Raw genomic sequence first — 17,850 nt, 5'->3', positions numbered from 1 at the left:
TTAAAACAAAAAATTATGAAAGAAATAAATATCTTATGGTTTAAGAAAGATTTAAGAATTTTTGATAACGAAGCTCTTTGTGAGGCTATAAAAGATAATGATATTTTACCTATTTATATTATTGAGTTAAATATTTGGAGCCAAAATACTCATTCAGATAGACAATGGCAATTTTGCAAAGAAAGTTTAATAGATTTAAGAAATGCACTTGCTGAGATTGGCCAACCATTAATTATTAGGACTGGCAATGTTATTAATATTTTTGATGAAATTAGTACAAAATTTAAAATCAAAGGTATATATAGCCATCAAGAAACCGGAGATTGGCTTACTTATAAAAGAGATCAAAAAGTAAGAGAATGGGCTTCAAGCAAAAATATTATTTGGAAGGAATTTCTACAATTTTCAGTTTTTAGAGGAAATTTAGATAGGAATAATTGGTCTAAAAAGTGGCAAGAAAATTCCGACAAAAACTTACTTAAAGCTCCATTAAGAATTAATTCTATTAACTTTAATATTGGAGAAATACCCTCAGACGAAATTTTTAACTTTAAAAAAGAAACTTGTCCAGGAAGAATGCAAGGTGGAAGAAAGAAAGGTTTAGAGAGAATGCAATACTTCTTTAGTAATAAATTAGATTCTTATTCAAAAGATATATCTAGCCCAGAAAAATCATTTGATAGTTGTACAAGACTATCACCATACATTTGTTGGGGATGCATTTCATTAAAAGAAATTTTTAAGAAGGCAAATATATCAAAAAACAATAATTCAAGGATGTTAAAAAGCAGATTAACTTGGCATTGTCATTTTATTCAGAAACTTGAAAGTGAACCAGAACTAGAGTTTAGGGAATACCATCCTTTTTTTAAAAATATTAGAGAAAAAAATAATGAATTACTTTATTCATGGAGTTCAGGTAATACGGGCTTTCCTTTTGTAGATGCATGTATGCGTTCACTAAATTTCAATGGATGGATTAACTTCAGGATGAGAGCGATGTTAATGTCTTTTGCTAGCTATAATTTATGGCTACCATGGCAAGATTCAGGTACTGAATTAGCAAATAAATTTGTAGATTATGAGCCTGGAATACATTGGAACCAATGCCAAATGCAATCTGGAACTACTTCTATAAATACCAATAGAATTTATAATCCTATTAAGCAGGGAAAAGATCATGATCCTCAAGGAAAATTTATAAAAAAATGGATACCAGAATTAAAGGATATATCACTTAATTTCATTCATGAACCATGGCTATTATCTAGATTTAATCAAGAAGAATATGAACAAATTTATTACATAAGACCAATAATTGACATCCCAAATAGCACTAAAACTGCAAAGAAGAAAATCCAGGAAATCACTAAAAAGGATGGATATTGGGATATCTCAAAAGAAATTTATTTAAAGCATGGCTCTAGAAAAAGGCTTAGAAAAAATATAAATAATAAAAAAACTGTTTCTAAGGAAAAAGAAAAACAATACGAACTGAAATTGGATTTCTAAATTTTATTGTCAGAAATTTCTAGATTCCTTTGAGCGCCTAGGAAAGCTTTTTAAATTTTTAAATGAAATATATAAATCCACGATGAACTAATGCAAGCTTTAATGTATTTATTAGATTTTATTAATTATGTCTGAAAGATTTGAATGGGACGATACCAATAGTTCAGGTATATGGTGGAGTACTAATGTAAGTATCAGAGACGAGTGCATTTTGCTTAAAGAGGATACTCAATGCGAAGATTCTGATATAGTCGAACTTCTTAGGAGTATTGCACAAAATATTGAAGATAATGGACTTTAATTTTTAAAACCATATTTCTCTTTATTAGAGATTTTCAATTCCTTTTACAGCTTTTATTAATTCGATACTTATACCTTTTTCACTCATTGAATGACCAGCATCATTAACAATAATTAATTCAGAATTTTTTAATTTCTTATTTAGATCCCAAGCACTCCTAACAGGACATACAACGTCATACCTCCCTTGAATTATTTTTGTTGGAATCGATTCTATTGTTTTTATATTTTTCAAAATAAAATCATCTTCTAAGAAAATATTATTAACAAAATAATGGCATTCTATCCTTGCAAATGCATCTGCGAAAGAATTAACTTGGGACTTATCAAAATCGAATTTTTTATTTATTAAATGACTAGTTGAGAGTTCCCATTTTGTCCAAGATGCTGCTGCTTTTGATCTAATTTTTGCATCTGATGATGTTAGATATTTATAAAAAGAACTTATCAAATCATTTCTTTCTTCTTTTGGTATTACAGAAATATATTCATCAAATTCATCAGGGAATATCTCACTTGCACCATATTGATAGAACCACAATAATTCAAACTTTCTACATAAAAATATTCCTCGCAAAGTTAAGCTCTTAACTCTTGAGGGATTTTTTATTGCATATATAAGTGAGAGTGTTGAGCCCCAAGAGCCACCAAACAAATGCCAACTATCTATTTTTAATAGAATCCTTAATTTCTCAATATCATCAACTAAATGATTAGTAGTATTTTCTTTTAATTCTGAGAAAGGAGTTGAAGACCCGCAACCTCTTTGGTCAAATTGAATAATATCGAATTTATCTGGATCAAAGTATCTTCTATATCTTGCTTGACTTCCTCCGCCTGGGCCTCCATGAATAACTAGTATTTTTTTACCATTTGGATTGCCAGATCTTTCCCAATAAATCGTATGAATATCACTTACTTGTAAAAAACCTTTTTCGCGAACTTCAATTTTAGGAAACAAGACTTGATCTTTCATTGTGAAATATTTTTAAACACTTTATTAATCAATATTATCCAAAAAGAAGTCTATTTTAGAGGAAATTTGTTAAACAAAAAAAGGACTGCTTGTGCAGTCCTTTTTAATATTTGATTTCCTTCTTACAGGATATAAAATTACATATTATAAAGTCTATTTACTCATAAACCTAGAATATGTGAATTCGGGGATTTCTCTCGATAATTTCAGTCCCTATTGTCGCTAGTAATTATAAAGCGAAGTCTTATCAGACTAATTGATTGAACTTTAATTTTCGAATAATCCCATTCTCAGGAATACGCTTCCTATATTTTGGAATTTGCTAAATTTCAGGCGGACTATCAATCATTTAGATTGCCTCCGAACTCAACATTTATAAATTACTCCTTTTTATATTTTCAGTAAATCCGTAAATATGCTGATTTACTTTTTTCTTAATTTGTAAGAGGATTTTAATGATCCTTTGTTTTTTATAGATAAATATAAATAATAAAGTCTATAGTCTCTTTGTTATTCAGATTCATAGAGCAAAATAGATTCAATTATTCTTTTATCACTATCAGAAAGTTTATAATCTTCCAATTTCCACTGAACAAATTTTACACACTCATCAATAGAAGGATTCTTATCCCGGCACTTACGCCACTCTCTAATCCAATCTGCCAAGGCAAAAGTTATTTTTGTAGTAAGCATATTTACCAATCAGGGTAATTAAAATCTCCGCCTATAGGTTCTTCATAAAATTCCCCCTCTTTTATACCCTTATCATATTTTTCAATTATCTTTTTATAAGAAGCTATTGAGGGAAGTAAATCTCCTACATATATGGGTTCCATTCTAATTGTTATAATAATTTAAAATATTTATTATTTTATATAATAATTTAATAAATAGATTATTGATATGCATTATGGATTTCATCAAAAAGAACAAGATCTTAACAGTAATGGCCGTAATTGCAGTTTTATCATTTGCATTAGAAAAAGTAGGCATAATACACCCTTAAATTAATTAAGTTTATTTATTAAATACTTCCTAATGAAATAAGTAAACCGATACTATTACTGCAAAAATAAGGAATGGAGATAATAATGTAAAGACTAAAGTTGGAAGATTAATCAGCATAAATTTTAAATAAATATACAAATTTAATAAACATCACTTTTAAGCATTTGCAATAAGTAAAATTTAAATTATATCGATATAAAAAAATTTGAATAAAGAAAGATATAAAGAAGAATATGAAGAGGGCTCAGACTTACTATGGCCTAGTGATAAAGAAGATAAAATAACTCGGCAATTTTATAAAGATTTATCTAATCTTACAAAAAACATAAATTATAGTAAAAAGAAAAAGCTAAAACTTTTTGAACAAGTAGTTAGAATAATAAAAGGCAAAGGCTGGGGTTGACTAATATTCAAACTAAAATGAAAAATGTAATGATACTAATTAGAAGTTTTTTTCTTTTAAGACCAAGATTTTTATCCACTATATTTTTTATTCCAATTCTTTATGGAATTGGCTGGTCTTTATCTCAGCCACTTTTATTGTTTAATTTTGAAAAAGATAATTTATCCTTAATTGGTACTATTATTACTTTTTTACTTTTTATCTTTTTACTCCCATATTGGTTTTATATCAAAAGAAATAAATCAAGTACTTGGATAATTCTTGGGATAACAAAAGACAAATTCTTGAAAAACTTTTTCAATTTTTCTCAAGGTATTTTATTTGCTTTAGTTTTAATAATTCTAATTCTTGTACCACTATTACAAAAAAATTATATTTCTTGGATAGGTGAATTCTCGCCAACAATATTGTTAAATTCTATTTTACTGGGATTAGGTGTTGGATTCGCAGAGGAAATAATTTTTAGAGGCTGGTTACTAGAAGAATTAAAATTTGAATATGGTACAAAAATATCAATAGCTTTACAAGCTATAATTTTTAGCTTCGTTCATAATTTATCAAATGAGATCTTTTGGAACATAGTAGGATTACGTTTGGGATTTATTTTACTTGGGATATTTCTATCATTAGTAAAAATTAGAAATAAAGGCTCTTTATGGAATTGCATAGGAATTCATGGAGGACTTGTGGGTATTTGGTTTTTATTAAATAATGGATTAATAGAATTCAAAGAAAATACGCCTTCTTTTTTAGCAGGGCCTTTTACACAAAATATTCCAAACCCAATCGGAAGCTTTAGTGCAATTTTAATATTATTTTTGTTATGTATTTTTTATACAGTAAAATCAAAAAAAATTTTTACTAGACGTTTTAATTAGATATAAATACCGATTGATTTTTAATTAGTAATTGTCAGATTAGAATAAAGTTTAATACTCATATGAACTTCGAGGCAGGAATAAGATTTATTGTTTTTTTAATTATTTTTGGAGTTACTTACTATCTAATGATGTTGAGAAGATATGAAAACGACATCAAAAAAAAGAAATATTTACAGCAGAAAAAAATTTCCAGGCTATACCCTAAAGGTTCATTTATTTTCTGAAATTAAAAAAAGTTTTTGTAGACTTTGCTCACCATTTTTTATTAGTTTTTTGCCAACCTTCATTTAACAATTTTTGCCATAATATTCTTGCTTCTTCAATAACAATTTTTTTTCTAGTTTTCATTAATGGAGGATTTTCTCCATGAATTCCCATAATAATTCCTTCTTCAATAAACATATAATCAATAGATTTATCAGAATTATCTCTATCTTTGTAGAAACGCATCACCCCTACAAAATTAGAGTCAATTAACCAGAAATCATTATTTGTATTCAAAAATCCAAAATGAAATTAAATTAATAATATGCTTTCATTAAAATTTGCGAGGGAAATATTTATTTAGTTTATTCATATTTGATATGTTTTTTCTTTTTGTCTACTTTTTTTCAATTCGCCACGTTTTTTCTTAACCTCAACTCTTTTCTTTTGTGATGCTTTAGTGGGTTGGGTATTTTTTCTTAATTTAAAAGGTTTATTTAAAGCATTTTTTATTATTGAACTAAATTTCATTAAAGCTAGCTGCCTATTTAATAATTGATTTCTATGTTCTTGAACCGCTAAACGTAAGCTATTATTCACTAATTTGTTTTTCAAGTTTCTCTTAAGAATTGCTTTCTGATAATCATTTAATACTTTGGAATCTTCTAAATTAAAAATAATCTCTACTCTGCTTTCAATTTTATTTACATTTTGTCCTCCAGGACCGGAGGATCTAGAAAATCGCCACTTAATTTCGTTGGATGGGATTACTAATGTTTTAGTAATTTTTAAATCCATTTTTAGTTCTTTTTGATTTAGATCTTTAGAATCATCTCCTTAATACTTTAAAACATACCTTAAAATTCGATCGGTAAATACTGGGCGGTTGAGTTAGGTAAACCGAAATTCGGTGTATTTGCCGTATCAATATCTTCGGTATTTATCCTTTCATATTCAAAAGAATTATCAGATATTGAGTTTGTACTAATTCAAAGGTCACTTATGTATTCAATGTTTGATCTTCTTTTTGAAACACCTTCATATCGCCCTGTATATGTTATTTCCGATAGTGAAATGAAGGAGTTAAAGAAAAACCAACATCAAGAAGAGCTTGATGAAATTAAAACACAAAAAGTAAGACTTGAAGATGCTTTTAAAGCTCAACTAAAACATCTTGAAGAGAGAGAAAAAGAAGTAAAAAAAGAACTTAAAGTACTCTCAGCCTCAAAAGATAAATAATTTATTTTTAGAGAAATTACTTTTTCAAAGACGGTTTTAAACCGTCTTTTTTAATTCTTCTAGTTTTAAGGTATCTATAAAATCCACAGATTTTAAAAATATTTTCCATAATTAAAAAATGAATAATAACAAAGAAAAAATAAGAATGTTCTTACCCTTTAGTTGGGTAATTTGTGCAGCAATATCTTTTGCTTATATAAATTCACATTTAATAAATACCTAAAATAAATGTCTTATCCCTCAAGAGACGAAATACTTGCCTCTTCAAAAGGGTGGGTAGCATCTTTTTTAAACTTTCTTCCTGGTTTAGGATCGGGTTACTTATATCAAAGAAGATGGAAACCCTACTTTTATACCATCACTGCTAGTACGGCATGGTTCGCTTTAGGTTTTTTTTTACAAGGAGATTCAGAACCCTCTCAAAGTGAACAAATAATTGGATTTTCTGGCCTTTTTTTTATATCTATAGTTACAGTTATAGAAGCAAACTTGGCATACAAAAAAGCAAGTAATAAAACAAAAGCTGAAAAAGAGAAAATAATTTCCTCTGAAAAAAAAGGATGGTTTAAATAATTCAAAAAATTAGATCTAAAAAATATTTAATTAGTTCTCAGTTTCTTAATTTAAATAAATAATTACCATAAATGATTTTTAAGATAATTAAAAAATTTTTTCAGTTATAAAAAAATAAAATTTCCTTTTCTTTAAGACCTTCCCATCCCGAATCTATTAATAATTGATTCAATGTTTCTTTATCAAAATGCTTAGAACCCGTTTTGACGCATCTATTTCTCATTGATTTTTTAACACCACTCCTTTGTCTTTTATTCTCCTCATCCATAATTCTATTGTATAGATCTAACATTTTTTGAGGGATTGGAGTACCGTCAAGATCCACTCCATTTTGAATAGCAAGATCAACAGCCTGCATTCCCATTTTCTTCATATATTAAAAAAAAGCTGAAACTATAATAAAACAAAACTTATTAATCTAAAATTCTTTGAATAATAATTTATTGATTTTGAATTGCCTTGAGTACTCTAATAGCCTCTTTAATGTGTTCAGGACCATTCAATAAATCTCTAAAAATATGCCTAACTGTCCCTTTGCGATCAATAACGTAAGTTACCCTACCATCCATAAAACCTAATACTTTGGGAACTTTAAAAGTTTTCCTAAGAGAGTCATTAGTATCGCAAAGGAGTGGATATTGTAATTTATTTTTATTGGCAAATGCTAAATGACTTGAGGTACTTCCATTACTTACTCCCCAAACTTGCGCACCTAATACTTTAAATAAGTCATATTTATCTCTAAATCCGCAAACTTCAATAGTGCAACCTGGAGTATCATCTTTTGGATAAAAAAACAAAACAAGTGGATTTTTTAATCCCTTATTTGATCTCTTAATTCCATTTTGATCCAGTAAAGAAAATTCTGGAATTTTATCTCCAACCTTCACAATAATTCTTATAAAATTCCATATTAGAGGTTAATATGTTTTTTTTGTGACCTTCAAAACAAATAACTAATACTAAAGGCAGTTTTTTTGTTTTAAAAGATACTAAAAAATTACTGAAATAAACTAAGGTGAATTTATTAATTCAATATTATGGAATTAATAATTTATATTTCTTTATTTCTTATTCTTTTTTTGGGAGTTATTTTAAATTTAAAAATAACCAATTTTAAAAAAGTTAAAGAAATACGAAACAAATCTAATGCTCATTCAAAAAAAAATAATTAAACATTTATTACTTAGGTTAAAATTCAATTTTTTCATTTGGCGTAAATACAGAGCAATATTTTTTTACTAATTCAGTCGGCTTATTAGTAGAGGAGTTCTTTAATTTTAATTTTAACTTTTCTAATGCCTCATTAGAATCAATCTCACCAAGTCGATATCTTGCACAAGTATCCAATACTTTAAACATTTTTGTGGTAACGGCTTCAGCTGGATAAATTAGAAAAAACAGGTAAAAGACGGCAAATAAGTACTTCATTTTTTTTAAGAAATTAGATATTTAGCGATTAGTTTCTATAATTAAGAAACAAAATCAATTTGGGAGAAGATTAAAATTTATTAGAATAACCTATTTTGAGTTGAATCTAGGATTTCTCTAAAAATAATAATAAAGGAAGTTAAGATAAAATAAGTAATAGTAATAAATAATATCCGTGAAAATGAGAAAATTAATAGATAAACACAAAACTCTTATAAATTGGTACCAAAAAAATTTAAACTTGAGTGATTATCAATTACTTTGGTTAGTCTTCTTTAAAGGGGTATTAATAACATTAATATTTTTAAAAATTTTTTTATATTAATAAAGCCATTCCAAGAATGAAATTTTTAAATGATTTGACTATATTTAATAATAGATTTTCTCATTAGTTAAATAGTTATCAGCCATGAATATTTTTGGTGTGGGTTTGCCTGAGGTTACTGTAATACTTATCTTAGCTCTTTTAATTTTTGGTCCAAAAAAGCTCCCAGAATTAGGAAAACAGCTGGGCAAAACCTTGAAAAGTCTTAAAAAAGCATCGAATGAATTTCAAAATGAAATCGATAAAGTTATGAACGAAGAAGATAAAGAGGAATCTCCTAAATCTATAGAAAGCAATCAAACAAACGAAATTAATCAAGAAAAAATAGATTCAGAAAACAGCAAAAAATAATATCTTGGATAGGCCCATAACCCCCATAGACGAATTTGAAAGAGCATTAGATAAAGCAGCTCTTACTAAAGAAGAATATGAATTGATAGACTACATCCGCTATACAAGTGTTTTTACACAGCCTAGTCTTATTAAAGATTTAAAAATGCCCTCAAAACCTCCTCTTTTGTCAGTTCTATGTCAAATTTGTAGAAAAATTGGTTCGGAGATGCCAGATCATTTCAAAAAAGTAATTGAGTGGTCAATTGAAATAAGTGATCACAATACAAAATGGGATGCTCATTTAATTTGCGCAGAAGCATTGAATATAGACAAAATCCCATTAAGTCCTATTCATGGAACAACTTTATTTGATGTTCTTGTTGTACACAAAGAATTATTTCTTGGATTTGATTAAATTAATCATCTAAAGAAACAGAATCAGTATCTATAACTTCCGAATCAACATACTTATTTATTTTATTTTCAATCCAGTTATTTATATAACTAACTAAAGGCAATGACCCTCTAAAAATAAAAATAGAGGTAGGCAAAGCGCTTAATAAACCGACTACAGGACTTTTAAAAAGTAATCTTCCGGCTTTTATGTTAAATAAAATAATAAGCGCTGAGGGAACTACAACTTTAACTACTGTTTTGAGCGCCTCAAGCCAACCGACACGATATGTCCACCATATTAAAATTATGCCAACTATATAGAGGAATAGGTAAGTCATAAAAATAGTATAATAATTATCTATTTATCTTGTTCTTGCTAAGAAAAAGATTTTATAAATTTCTTTAACATCAATCAAATTCTAGTAATGAGTTTTTCTGAAATTAGAAAATTTTTAATTAAGATGCAATCTGATGAAGAATTAAAAAAGCAGGTTACTACATCCTCTACAGCAGATGATGTAGCCCTAATAGGTCAACGCTTAGGTTATGACTTTTCAGGAGATGATCTCTTAAGATTTAATGGACAAAAAGTTGATAAAGTTACCGTAAGAAAGGTAGATCATCCAGGAGAATACCACTAAATTAAGACTTAACCCATATTGCAAGCCCTCCGCCCCTGCCTCGAGCACATAACCAATTATCTTTAGTGCTAATTCCTACAAGTGAGAAAAAAGGCATTTTTTTATCTTCTGGTTTTTTTAATTCCTTATTAAATATACGAAAACTACTAATACTAATTTTCAATTCTTCAAAATAGAAAGCCAATAAAGGTCTAATCCCTTTTAATTCTGCGCTGCCTATAAAAGTAATATTTAATAATCCCAAATTAATTGAATTTTTTATTTCATAATTTATTTGATCATCTTCATTTTTACTTTTCAATTCGAGTCTTGCCGACAATACTTGGAGAATCGAACTGGGTATATTTTTGATTTCATCTGACTCCTTTCCCCATACATACTTAAACTTCCATATTCCTAACAATTCCTCATATACAATTCCGCTACCATTTTTTTGGGAATTTTTTTCTAATAGTTTTATCTTATTAATATCAGGAAAGTGTTTCATAATAGATTTTAATCTAAGAATCAAATACTAAGATAACTTCATAAAAAATGTTTTTAGTTTAAAAAATCTCCCTAAAAAGATTTCTTTGTTTCAATATATTTCCAAAAAAATAATTTTTTGGCACACATAAGGAACAAGAACTAGTTAATATGTTTACACAAAGTAACCAAAACAATGGATTTTATCTCTAAAAGTCAAGGATACATTCCTCTAAAAGCTGTCCCTTACATATTTTTCCTTGCTGTTGTTCTAAGCATTACAACTACAACTAATACATTCGTCTGAAACATTAGTTTTACGAGAAGAGTAAAGTAAATATTTAATGAAAAAGTACGATGTTGTGATAGTAGGTAGTGGAATAGGAGGGTTATGCTGCGGTTCGATTTTAGCTTTATCAGGCAAAACAGTACTTATCTGCGAAGCACATACCCAGCCTGGAGGTGTTGCTCACAGTTTCAAAAGAAAAGGTTATACTTTTGAATCAGGTCCGTCATTGTGGAGTGGAATAGGTAAGTGGCCGACAACTAATCCCCTAGGGCAAATTCTTAAACTGCTGAATGAAGAAGTAGAACTATTTCAATACAAAGGTTGGCAAGTAATTGTCCCAGAAGGCAATTTTAATCTTGATGTGGGGGAAGAACCTTTTAAACAAACAATTAGAACTTTAAGAGGTGAGAAATCTGTTAAAGAATGGGAATCATTTATTTCCGGAATAAAACCTCTTAGCCAAATAATAAATGAAATACCTTTACTCTCATTTTCTCCCGAATCAATAAATTTCTTAGATCTAATAAATTTATCCTCAAAATTTTTACCTTATATCAATCAAATACCAAAAATTAATAAAGGCTTTGGGAATTTAGTAAATAATCATCTTGAGGATCCTTTTCTCAGAAATTGGGTTGATTTATTGAGCTTTTTGATAAGTGGTATGTCAATGCATGATACAAATACAGCTGCGATGGCTACTTTATTTAATGAATGGTTTGAACCAAATTCATACCTTGAATACCCCAAAGGAGGTAGTGAATCTATCGTAAAAGCCTTGATTAATGGATTTAAAAAAAATGGAGGAGAATTAATTCTTTCTTCGAGAGTAAAGACAATTAACTTCAATAAAAATTTAGCCACAGGTATAACTCTTAATAATGGTTCTAGTTATAGTTGTGAATCTGTTGTCACGAATACTGATGTATGGAATTTAAAAAAGTTAATTCCAAATGAGATTTCAAAAAGATGGAATACAAAAGTTTTGAACCCTAATAAATGTGATTCTTTCCTTCATATACATCTAGGTTTTGATGCTGATGGTCTTGAAAATTTGCCAATACATGCAATACATGTTGATGAGTGGGAAAAAGGTATAACCGCAGAAAGAAATATAGCCGTATTTTCAATCCCATCTGTTTTAGATAAAAATATGGCCCCTGAAGGAAAACATGTTCTTCATGGATATACTCCCGCAAATGAACCTTGGGAAATTTGGGAAAACCTAAATCCAAAGGAATTAGAATATAGAAATTTGAAAGAAGAAAGATGTTCAATATTCCTTAATGCAGTGCGAAAATTCATCCCTGATATAGATGAAAGGATTGATTTAAAGATGCTAGGAACCCCAATCACTCATAAAAAATTCACCAATACCTATTGCGGCAGTTACGGCCCTGCATTGTCTGCAGCAAAAGGTCTTTTCCCGGGCTGCAAAACTCCAGTGAAAAATTTATTTACTTGCGGCGCAAGTACATTTCCAGGTATTGGAATTCCAGCTGTTTCAGCAAGTGGCGCTTACGCAGCTGAAAAAATTATTGGTAAAAAAGAATTTAAAACTCTTCTTAAGAAAATAAATTTATGAATCAAGTTCTTTTTTATAACTCTACAAATACTTAGTTAAGAAATAAGAATAAAGAAAGCAAAAACGTTCAATAATGATAATCTTTATCTGAACATAAACTTTACTTATAGCTCTTATATGTTTTTCTTATCAATTCCTCAAGCCTGGCATTTAGTTGGCACTTGGTCAGAACAACTTCCAAACGAGTCAAATCTTATAGGAATGGGCCAAACAGAATTAATGATGACTTTACATTCAATATTCGTTCCTCTCTTACTTGTAATTTCATATTACCTATTCAATAGACTTAACAAAAACGAATCAAAGAAAATTAAAGGTTGATCGTTTAAAGTTTATTTGGCTGAACTTCTTCTAACCACTTTTCTACCTGTAGAAGTATCAACTCCGCTTGAATCTTTAGTTTGTGAATTAGTTTCAACATTATCAACATCACTTTTATCCATTTCTGCGCAAACACCTACTACCATGGCAGCTTGCATTTGATCTGGTAAATCTCCAATAGTTAATAAGGCCTTTAAAACTAATTGAAGTCGAGTTTGCCGATCTATTTCAGGTCTTAGTTTTTTTACGGTATTCCAAAGTTCTTGGGTTACTTCTTTTAAAAGTTCTCGATCAACAGCCAAATTAAATCCTTCTTGTATTTCTACTAATCTAACAAAAAATTGGATCTCGTAAAATAATATTCAATAAAAAGATTGTTAGTTAATATTTTTCTATCCGAATACAAGTTGCATTTGTTGGTGCAATTCATTCTTCTCTTGCAAAAGTTTATCTTTTTCAATCTTTTTTAGAGTAAAAGTTCTATAAAATTTTTTTTGAATCTTTATTGGAGTATTTTCAAACTTTACATTTTTGCTTATTAGAGAATTCCACTCTTTTGAATTAAAAGGGGCATAAGGAGAGGATGAAATCACTTTCATGTCTTAACAATACATCTGTACTAATAGTAGTACAGATCTACTATTATGCAACAAGTGGGTCGACTTTTTCTTAACTTTAAAGTGTCTTTGAGAATGGATTGATTTTTATTATCTAATTTACAGGAAATATAAGTTTGATAAATGAATAAAAGTATCATTAGTAACTTATTGATCCCTTTTTTTAGTGTCTTAAGACTTTTATTGCTTAAAAACCTCTTAAAATCGTTATTTTGTTGAAATTAACATTGACAAGATATATTTAGTAATCCTTCCTATAAAAAGAATAATGAATTTATCAAATATGCTTCTTAGTAATTCAAAAAGACTAAAAATCCAAGGAATAATTAAAAGAATTGCTCAAGATAAATCAATTACATTAGAAGAAAGAATATATGTTGAGAAATTTGCACACCATAATTCGACAATTTCTCTTTGGCTGAAAAAAGCTAACAGCTTTAGAAGGAATGGTTCAAAAAATGATGGGGGGATTGATAACCTCTTACAATCATTTGGGATAGATGGACTAGATAAAGAAAATCATTTCAACCCGAATGAAGATGATATATCAGATTGGTTTGGCGGTGCTCCAGGTTGGCTAAGGAGAAGCTAGATCCATTAATTATTCAATTTACCCATGCTAACTTACACAAATATATACTTATACAAGATATAAATACCCAAAAAACCCATGGTATAAATTTAATCGGCACTAAATATTTTTTTGAAAAGGTTTTCATCTAGATTTTTCTTTTAGATTATTTCTTCCTTACCGTTTTTGAGAATAGGTTTAATTGCTCTATTTATGAATAAAACAATATTGGAAACCTCAAAGATATTAAATCACTTTAAGTAGATAAAAGCTCATCAGCCTTAATCATCACTATCTAAGCAACTTTATTTTCAATATTTCTTGTAAAATTTTCTATTTTTGCCTCATCATGGTCTGAATCATTCCAGTATTTTATAAGTCTCTCTAATTCATCAATCCTCTTTTTGGCATTTAAAATTTTTTCAGTAGTTGTCATATAAGATTTTGATCTATCCAATTAATGCATGAAAAAAAAATATTTCAATGGAAGTAACAATTTTTAGACTATAAATATTAATTTTTGGTTAATTACTTAAATACATTATAGTTCTTAAGCGGCTGAGTAATTATACTTAAATAAAAACAAAAATTTATGAAGAAATTAAATTCTTTGATTTTGAATAATACAGTTAACTTCTTAGACTTCATCTACTCTGGTAGATCTTTACAAAGATTTTGGGTTTTAGAAGTAATAGCTAGATCACCTTATTTTGCATTTCTTTCAGTTCTTCATTTTAAAGAATCCCTAGGAATCAAAAATGAAAAAACAATGATTTTAATGAAAGAACATTTTTATCAAGCTATTAACGAAACTGAGCATCTTAAAGAAATGGAGAAAAGAGGAGGAGATAGGTTCTGGATTGATAGATTTTTTGCGAGACACCTTGTGCTTTTATATTACTGGATCATGGTTTTTTATTATTTCTTCTCGCCAGCTAATGCTTATGATGTCAACATAAAAATCGAAGAACATGCATTTGAAACTTATTCCAAATATTTAATAGATAATCCAAATGATCAAAAAATAAAAGAAATTGCTCAAGATGAATTAAATCATGTCCAAGAACTGAACGAAGCTTTGTCAATTATTACTACAGTTTAGATTAGTGCTGAAAAATCTATTAGCAATATTGAGAGCATCACCGAAGAAGATATTAATCCTAGGCTAATCATCAATGAGACATAACCTTTTTTTCTTGGCAATTTATAAAAAGATATTCCAATAATTAATATCATTATTAATGAGAAAAAAATTATAAATTTTTCATTTACTGAATTGAGATGTATAACTAAATTTTTTTCTTCAAAAAATTTGAGATATTCAGATAAAACTATTTCTTCTTCTATTTTCTTAAAATAGTCAAAGGAGCTTATAAAAGTAGAACTTAATAAAGATAATGCAACCAGTGCAGTAACCGGTTTTGTTAACCTGTTAAGTGTTCTGTTAAAACTTGCCAATAAAATGAGAATAAATAAAGAGGTTACTAAAGGTATTAGAGGTATAAGGGTTGTTGAATTTATAAAATTTCCCACGGAAATAATTTGTATCTAACTTAAAATTTTATATTATTTCGACGCGTTATTTTATTAAATAAGATTTTTTAAAATCTAAAATGTAATTAGTACCTATTGCATTCTGTGTAAATTGATACCAAAATTAAATTAGTATTGAAAAATAAAATGTTAGCCATTTCTGAAATTATTATTGCAAGTGCTATCTTCTTAGCAATTGTATATTGGGAAGTTAAATTCCTATATACCAAAACTACTGTAGCGAAATAAATTCACTCAAAACAGGAAAATTAAAAACGCAGAAAATTTAAATAAAATTTAAGAATTTAAGTTGACAAAAAAAGCTCTAAATATGAGAGAATAAACACAAATATTTAGTCCCTCTAATGAGCGAAGTCCAAAATTCTAATACTAACTCAACTCAGCAGCAGCAACAGCAACAACAACAATCCTATTCCGACAGCAAAATTAATTCTGCTGAGAGTGAGAGACTTTATCTTGAGATGAAAGAAGCTTGGCTTTAAATTTAATTCGTGTTTGAAATATTTCTATAATTTTTTTTTTAATTTTGAATTAATCAATACTTTTTTATTTTCTATACCCTTTAAATTTTATTTAGCGGCAAGGGTAATTTTTGAGAAAACTAAAGCAGTTAGAAAAAATTAACGGAAGGCTAGCAATGGGAGGTTTGATATATTTAGTTTTTACAAAATTAGTTTCCAACCGTGCCGACATATTAGACCAGCTTAAATCTTATTTAATTTAAAAAATGAATTGGAAATATTATCCTGGAATATTTCTTTCTATATAAGCGTCAGTTAAAGCTAGGATTAACCCCAATAATGTCGAAAATACTGCAATTTCAGTTGATTCCATTTTATTTTTGAATTACCCCTAGTTTGCTAAATAATTCAAAGTTCAGCAACAAAACCAATAACTTGCTATAGTACGTATATACTATTAGTTATTTATTGTGAGCTCAGCAACTCCTGAGTTTCTTTTCGTTAGGCCTGGTGATTATGTCGCAATTAAAAAAGAAAATTGCGAAGATACTAAGGAAAAGTATGAAAATTATTGGGTCGGTCAAGTTATCGACTGTATTGGAGGAGCTAGAAATCCAAATTCATGGACCTTGTTTCAAGTTGCCAATATTGACAATGGAGAGATCACTATAATCAATGCCGATATTGTAGAAAAAATTTTGAAACCTTCTGGAAGTTAATCTTAATCAAACAAAATTCTTTCAGTATTACAGAAACAAAAGGGGGAATGAACGCTTTAAAGAAATCACCCCAGTTCCAAGCAGGCAAGTCCATATACTTGATTCATAGGGCAGGGAGGTTGAATGCCTTTATACATTCTGTAAGTTTTTGATATTTCCTCAAATCCCAAACTTGATAAAAGATAATTTGCATAAGGGTTCAGATTAGAGCAATCCAATAAGATTTGAGCATCTAAATCACCAACTAACTCCCTTATTAATAATTCAGCAAGTGGTGGAGTATCCGCTAAAAGAGGGCCAATTCTCCAGCCTTGCTCATTATCCTCCAATACACAAGGTCTTATCCTGCCAAATCCATGGCACATCCCATTATTGTCGACAATTGCACTGACATTACCATGAGAATTTTTCAACCAGTCATTTAGAAAATGTGGTCTGGGACTAGGTTCTCTTTGATCATCATAAATTAAGACTGCTTCAGAAGAAATTTTATTACTCGGGACAACTTTAAAAGAATGAAATTGATCTTTATAGAAATTTTTCAATGGCAAATCTTGAGAACCATTTAATTTCCATCGATTTGTAATGGAAGATTTTCTAAACCCCCACTTTGCGTAATCATTTAATCTATCTGGGGCAGCCTCAAGACCAATACATTCAACATTTTTCAAATATTCGAGGGCATGTTTCCATAATCTCACTCCATATCCATTATTCCGGAATTCTTTTTTAACGATAAATAAACCTATAAAACCATACGAGGAATTATATTTTATACACGCAATAGAGCCTATAGGATTATTGTCTAGACAAGCTACCCATACCCCTTGTTTATCTGTATTTCTATAAATTGATAAATCATCCATTCCAGGAGAAAATCCTTCTAACCTTGCCCAGTTTGTGACTTCTGGTATTTCATTTATAGATATCAATCTTATTGAAAAATTTTCCCTCATAGAAATATACTAACCAAGAAAAATTTAAATTTTTAAAAGCAATATTAATAAATTTGATTATTTCTCATAAATCATTCGCTTTGATTTAAA

At 28.6% G+C, this 17,850-nt stretch carries 30 protein-coding genes; 15 read left to right on the top strand and 15 right to left on the bottom strand.

The window, feature by feature from the left end; genetic code table 11:
- Nucleotides 1-15 precede the first annotated feature (15 nt).
- Nucleotides 16-1,512, top strand: a complete 1,497-nt coding sequence (locus HA140_RS01960) for an FAD-binding domain-containing protein (protein WP_209039500.1) — start codon at nt 16-18, stop codon at nt 1,510-1,512.
- Between the two features lie 127 nt (nt 1,513-1,639).
- Nucleotides 1,640-1,813, top strand: coding sequence for a hypothetical protein (locus tag HA140_RS01955; protein WP_179852285.1), 174 nt, complete (start codon nt 1,640-1,642; stop codon nt 1,811-1,813).
- A 24-nt stretch (nt 1,814-1,837) separates the two neighbouring features.
- Here the strand turns inward: HA140_RS01955 and pip are convergent, their stop codons facing one another.
- The 3 genes from pip to HA140_RS01940 form a co-directional block, all read right to left on the bottom strand.
- Nucleotides 1,838-2,788, bottom strand: coding sequence for a prolyl aminopeptidase (gene pip / locus HA140_RS01950; protein ID WP_209039499.1), 951 nt, complete (start codon nt 2,786-2,788; stop codon nt 1,838-1,840).
- 510 nt (nt 2,789-3,298) lie between these two features.
- Entirely contained in the window at nt 3,299-3,481 is a 183-nt protein-coding gene (locus HA140_RS01945; protein ID WP_025887448.1) for a hypothetical protein, read from the bottom strand.
- 2 nt (nt 3,482-3,483) lie between these two features.
- On the bottom strand, nt 3,484-3,624 hold the full coding sequence (locus tag HA140_RS01940; protein WP_209039498.1) for a hypothetical protein: 141 nt from the start codon (nt 3,622-3,624) through the stop codon (nt 3,484-3,486).
- A gap of 377 nt (nt 3,625-4,001) precedes the next feature.
- Between HA140_RS01940 and HA140_RS01935 the strand changes: the two genes are divergently transcribed.
- Both HA140_RS01935 and HA140_RS01930 read left to right on the top strand, forming a co-directional pair.
- Complete coding sequence (locus HA140_RS01935; RefSeq protein WP_025892753.1) at nt 4,002-4,199, top strand: hypothetical protein; 198 nt, start codon at nt 4,002-4,004, stop codon at nt 4,197-4,199.
- On the top strand, nt 4,196-5,077 hold the full coding sequence (locus HA140_RS01930) for a CPBP family intramembrane glutamic endopeptidase (protein ID WP_245156176.1): 882 nt from the start codon (nt 4,196-4,198) through the stop codon (nt 5,075-5,077). The genes HA140_RS01935 and HA140_RS01930 overlap by 4 nt, the downstream gene beginning before the upstream one ends.
- Nucleotides 5,078-5,332: 255 nt before the next feature.
- Here the strand turns inward: HA140_RS01930 and HA140_RS01925 are convergent, their stop codons facing one another.
- Together HA140_RS01925 and arfB are read right to left on the bottom strand one after the other, a co-directional pair.
- A complete protein-coding gene (locus tag HA140_RS01925; protein ID WP_209039497.1) occupies nt 5,333-5,581 on the bottom strand; it encodes a DUF1651 domain-containing protein in 249 nt (82 codons plus the stop codon).
- 72 nt (nt 5,582-5,653) lie between these two features.
- Nucleotides 5,654-6,082: an alternative ribosome rescue aminoacyl-tRNA hydrolase ArfB gene (arfB, locus tag HA140_RS01920; RefSeq protein ID WP_209039496.1), complete on the bottom strand. Its 429-nt coding sequence runs from the start codon at nt 6,080-6,082 to the stop codon at nt 5,654-5,656.
- A 204-nt stretch (nt 6,083-6,286) separates the two neighbouring features.
- Between arfB and HA140_RS01915 the strand changes: the two genes are divergently transcribed.
- Nucleotides 6,287-6,523: a hypothetical protein gene (locus HA140_RS01915; protein WP_025914197.1), complete on the top strand. Its 237-nt coding sequence runs from the start codon at nt 6,287-6,289 to the stop codon at nt 6,521-6,523.
- A 228-nt stretch (nt 6,524-6,751) separates the two neighbouring features.
- Entirely contained in the window at nt 6,752-7,096 is a 345-nt protein-coding gene (locus tag HA140_RS01910) for a hypothetical protein (protein ID WP_209039495.1), read from the top strand.
- A 100-nt stretch (nt 7,097-7,196) separates the two neighbouring features.
- Here the strand turns inward: HA140_RS01910 and HA140_RS01905 are convergent, their stop codons facing one another.
- The 3 genes from HA140_RS01905 to HA140_RS01895 all read right to left on the bottom strand — a co-directional run bounded on the left by HA140_RS01905 (nt 7,197) and on the right by HA140_RS01895 (nt 8,458).
- Complete coding sequence (locus HA140_RS01905; RefSeq protein ID WP_002808213.1) at nt 7,197-7,469, bottom strand: small RNA NsiR4-regulated ssr1528 family protein; 273 nt, start codon at nt 7,467-7,469, stop codon at nt 7,197-7,199.
- Nucleotides 7,470-7,536: 67 nt separating this feature from the next.
- The gene (locus HA140_RS01900; protein WP_209039494.1) at nt 7,537-7,986 is read right to left on the bottom strand and encodes a peroxiredoxin; all 450 of its coding nucleotides are present in this window, start codon (nt 7,984-7,986) and stop codon (nt 7,537-7,539) included.
- A 301-nt stretch (nt 7,987-8,287) separates the two neighbouring features.
- The gene (locus HA140_RS01895) at nt 8,288-8,458 is read right to left on the bottom strand and encodes a hypothetical protein (RefSeq protein WP_245156175.1); all 171 of its coding nucleotides are present in this window, start codon (nt 8,456-8,458) and stop codon (nt 8,288-8,290) included.
- Nucleotides 8,459-8,936: 478 nt separating this feature from the next.
- Between HA140_RS01895 and HA140_RS01890 the strand changes: the two genes are divergently transcribed.
- Together HA140_RS01890 and HA140_RS01885 are read left to right on the top strand one after the other, a co-directional pair.
- Nucleotides 8,937-9,203 carry a TatA/E family twin arginine-targeting protein translocase gene (locus HA140_RS01890; protein WP_209039492.1) on the top strand — a complete coding sequence of 89 codons (267 nt, stop codon included), beginning with the start codon at nt 8,937-8,939 and terminating at the stop codon, nt 9,201-9,203.
- Between the two features lie 4 nt (nt 9,204-9,207).
- Complete coding sequence (locus HA140_RS01885) at nt 9,208-9,600, top strand: hypothetical protein (RefSeq protein ID WP_025906283.1); 393 nt, start codon at nt 9,208-9,210, stop codon at nt 9,598-9,600.
- Nucleotide 9,601: 1 nt separating this feature from the next.
- On the opposite strand, the gene HA140_RS01880 is transcribed toward HA140_RS01885, so the two are convergent.
- Complete coding sequence (locus HA140_RS01880; protein WP_209039491.1) at nt 9,602-9,919, bottom strand: hypothetical protein; 318 nt, start codon at nt 9,917-9,919, stop codon at nt 9,602-9,604.
- 87 nt (nt 9,920-10,006) lie between these two features.
- On the opposite strand from HA140_RS01880, the gene HA140_RS01875 reads away from it, so the two are divergent.
- Nucleotides 10,007-10,222, top strand: a complete 216-nt coding sequence (locus HA140_RS01875) for a Nif11-like leader peptide family natural product precursor (protein WP_011817836.1) — start codon at nt 10,007-10,009, stop codon at nt 10,220-10,222.
- Between the two features lies 1 nt (nt 10,223).
- Here the strand turns inward: HA140_RS01875 and HA140_RS01870 are convergent, their stop codons facing one another.
- Nucleotides 10,224-10,709 carry a hypothetical protein gene (locus HA140_RS01870; protein WP_209039490.1) on the bottom strand — a complete coding sequence of 162 codons (486 nt, stop codon included), beginning with the start codon at nt 10,707-10,709 and terminating at the stop codon, nt 10,224-10,226.
- 322 nt (nt 10,710-11,031) lie between these two features.
- Here HA140_RS01870 and HA140_RS01865 point away from each other — a divergent pair, with 322 nt between their 5' ends.
- Together HA140_RS01865 and HA140_RS01860 are read left to right on the top strand one after the other, a co-directional pair.
- Nucleotides 11,032-12,561, top strand: a complete 1,530-nt coding sequence (locus HA140_RS01865) for a phytoene desaturase family protein (protein WP_209039489.1) — start codon at nt 11,032-11,034, stop codon at nt 12,559-12,561.
- Nucleotides 12,562-12,678: 117 nt separating this feature from the next.
- Complete coding sequence (locus tag HA140_RS01860) at nt 12,679-12,882, top strand: hypothetical protein (protein ID WP_025922916.1); 204 nt, start codon at nt 12,679-12,681, stop codon at nt 12,880-12,882.
- Nucleotides 12,883-12,893: 11 nt separating this feature from the next.
- Here the strand turns inward: HA140_RS01860 and HA140_RS01855 are convergent, their stop codons facing one another.
- Together HA140_RS01855 and HA140_RS01850 are read right to left on the bottom strand one after the other, a co-directional pair.
- Complete coding sequence (locus HA140_RS01855; RefSeq protein WP_011817831.1) at nt 12,894-13,184, bottom strand: TIGR03894 family protein; 291 nt, start codon at nt 13,182-13,184, stop codon at nt 12,894-12,896.
- Between the two features lie 90 nt (nt 13,185-13,274).
- A complete protein-coding gene (locus HA140_RS01850) occupies nt 13,275-13,481 on the bottom strand; it encodes a hypothetical protein (protein ID WP_075449072.1) in 207 nt (68 codons plus the stop codon).
- Nucleotides 13,482-13,782: 301 nt separating this feature from the next.
- Here HA140_RS01850 and HA140_RS01845 point away from each other — a divergent pair, with 301 nt between their 5' ends.
- Complete coding sequence (locus HA140_RS01845) at nt 13,783-14,091, top strand: hypothetical protein (protein ID WP_209040219.1); 309 nt, start codon at nt 13,783-13,785, stop codon at nt 14,089-14,091.
- Nucleotides 14,092-14,365: 274 nt separating this feature from the next.
- On the opposite strand, the gene HA140_RS01840 is transcribed toward HA140_RS01845, so the two are convergent.
- The gene (locus HA140_RS01840) at nt 14,366-14,506 is read right to left on the bottom strand and encodes a hypothetical protein (RefSeq protein WP_209039488.1); all 141 of its coding nucleotides are present in this window, start codon (nt 14,504-14,506) and stop codon (nt 14,366-14,368) included.
- A 156-nt stretch (nt 14,507-14,662) separates the two neighbouring features.
- Between HA140_RS01840 and HA140_RS01835 the strand changes: the two genes are divergently transcribed.
- Nucleotides 14,663-15,172 carry an alternative oxidase gene (locus HA140_RS01835; RefSeq protein ID WP_209039487.1) on the top strand — a complete coding sequence of 170 codons (510 nt, stop codon included), beginning with the start codon at nt 14,663-14,665 and terminating at the stop codon, nt 15,170-15,172.
- Here the strand turns inward: HA140_RS01835 and HA140_RS01830 are convergent.
- On the bottom strand, nt 15,169-15,603 hold the full coding sequence (locus HA140_RS01830; protein WP_209039486.1) for an NADH-quinone oxidoreductase: 435 nt from the start codon (nt 15,601-15,603) through the stop codon (nt 15,169-15,171). The two genes, HA140_RS01835 and HA140_RS01830, sit on opposite strands and share 4 nt — an antisense overlap.
- A gap of 365 nt (nt 15,604-15,968) precedes the next feature.
- Here HA140_RS01830 and HA140_RS01825 point away from each other — a divergent pair, with 365 nt between their 5' ends.
- Nucleotides 15,969-16,106 carry a hypothetical protein gene (locus HA140_RS01825; protein ID WP_012007127.1) on the top strand — a complete coding sequence of 46 codons (138 nt, stop codon included), beginning with the start codon at nt 15,969-15,971 and terminating at the stop codon, nt 16,104-16,106.
- A 449-nt stretch (nt 16,107-16,555) separates the two neighbouring features.
- Nucleotides 16,556-16,804, top strand: a complete 249-nt coding sequence (locus tag HA140_RS01820; RefSeq protein WP_209039485.1) for a DUF3104 domain-containing protein — start codon at nt 16,556-16,558, stop codon at nt 16,802-16,804.
- A 65-nt stretch (nt 16,805-16,869) separates the two neighbouring features.
- Here the strand turns inward: HA140_RS01820 and HA140_RS01815 are convergent, their stop codons facing one another.
- The gene (locus HA140_RS01815; RefSeq protein ID WP_209039484.1) at nt 16,870-17,760 is read right to left on the bottom strand and encodes a GNAT family N-acetyltransferase; all 891 of its coding nucleotides are present in this window, start codon (nt 17,758-17,760) and stop codon (nt 16,870-16,872) included.
- Nucleotides 17,761-17,850 lie beyond the last annotated feature (90 nt).

Source organism: Prochlorococcus marinus CUG1417, assembly GCF_017695975.1.
GTDB lineage: Bacteria > Cyanobacteriota > Cyanobacteriia > PCC-6307 > Cyanobiaceae > Prochlorococcus_A > Prochlorococcus_A marinus_AG.
Note: the sequence above shows the minus strand (reverse complement) of the source record. Positions and strands in the feature narration are given on the sequence as shown.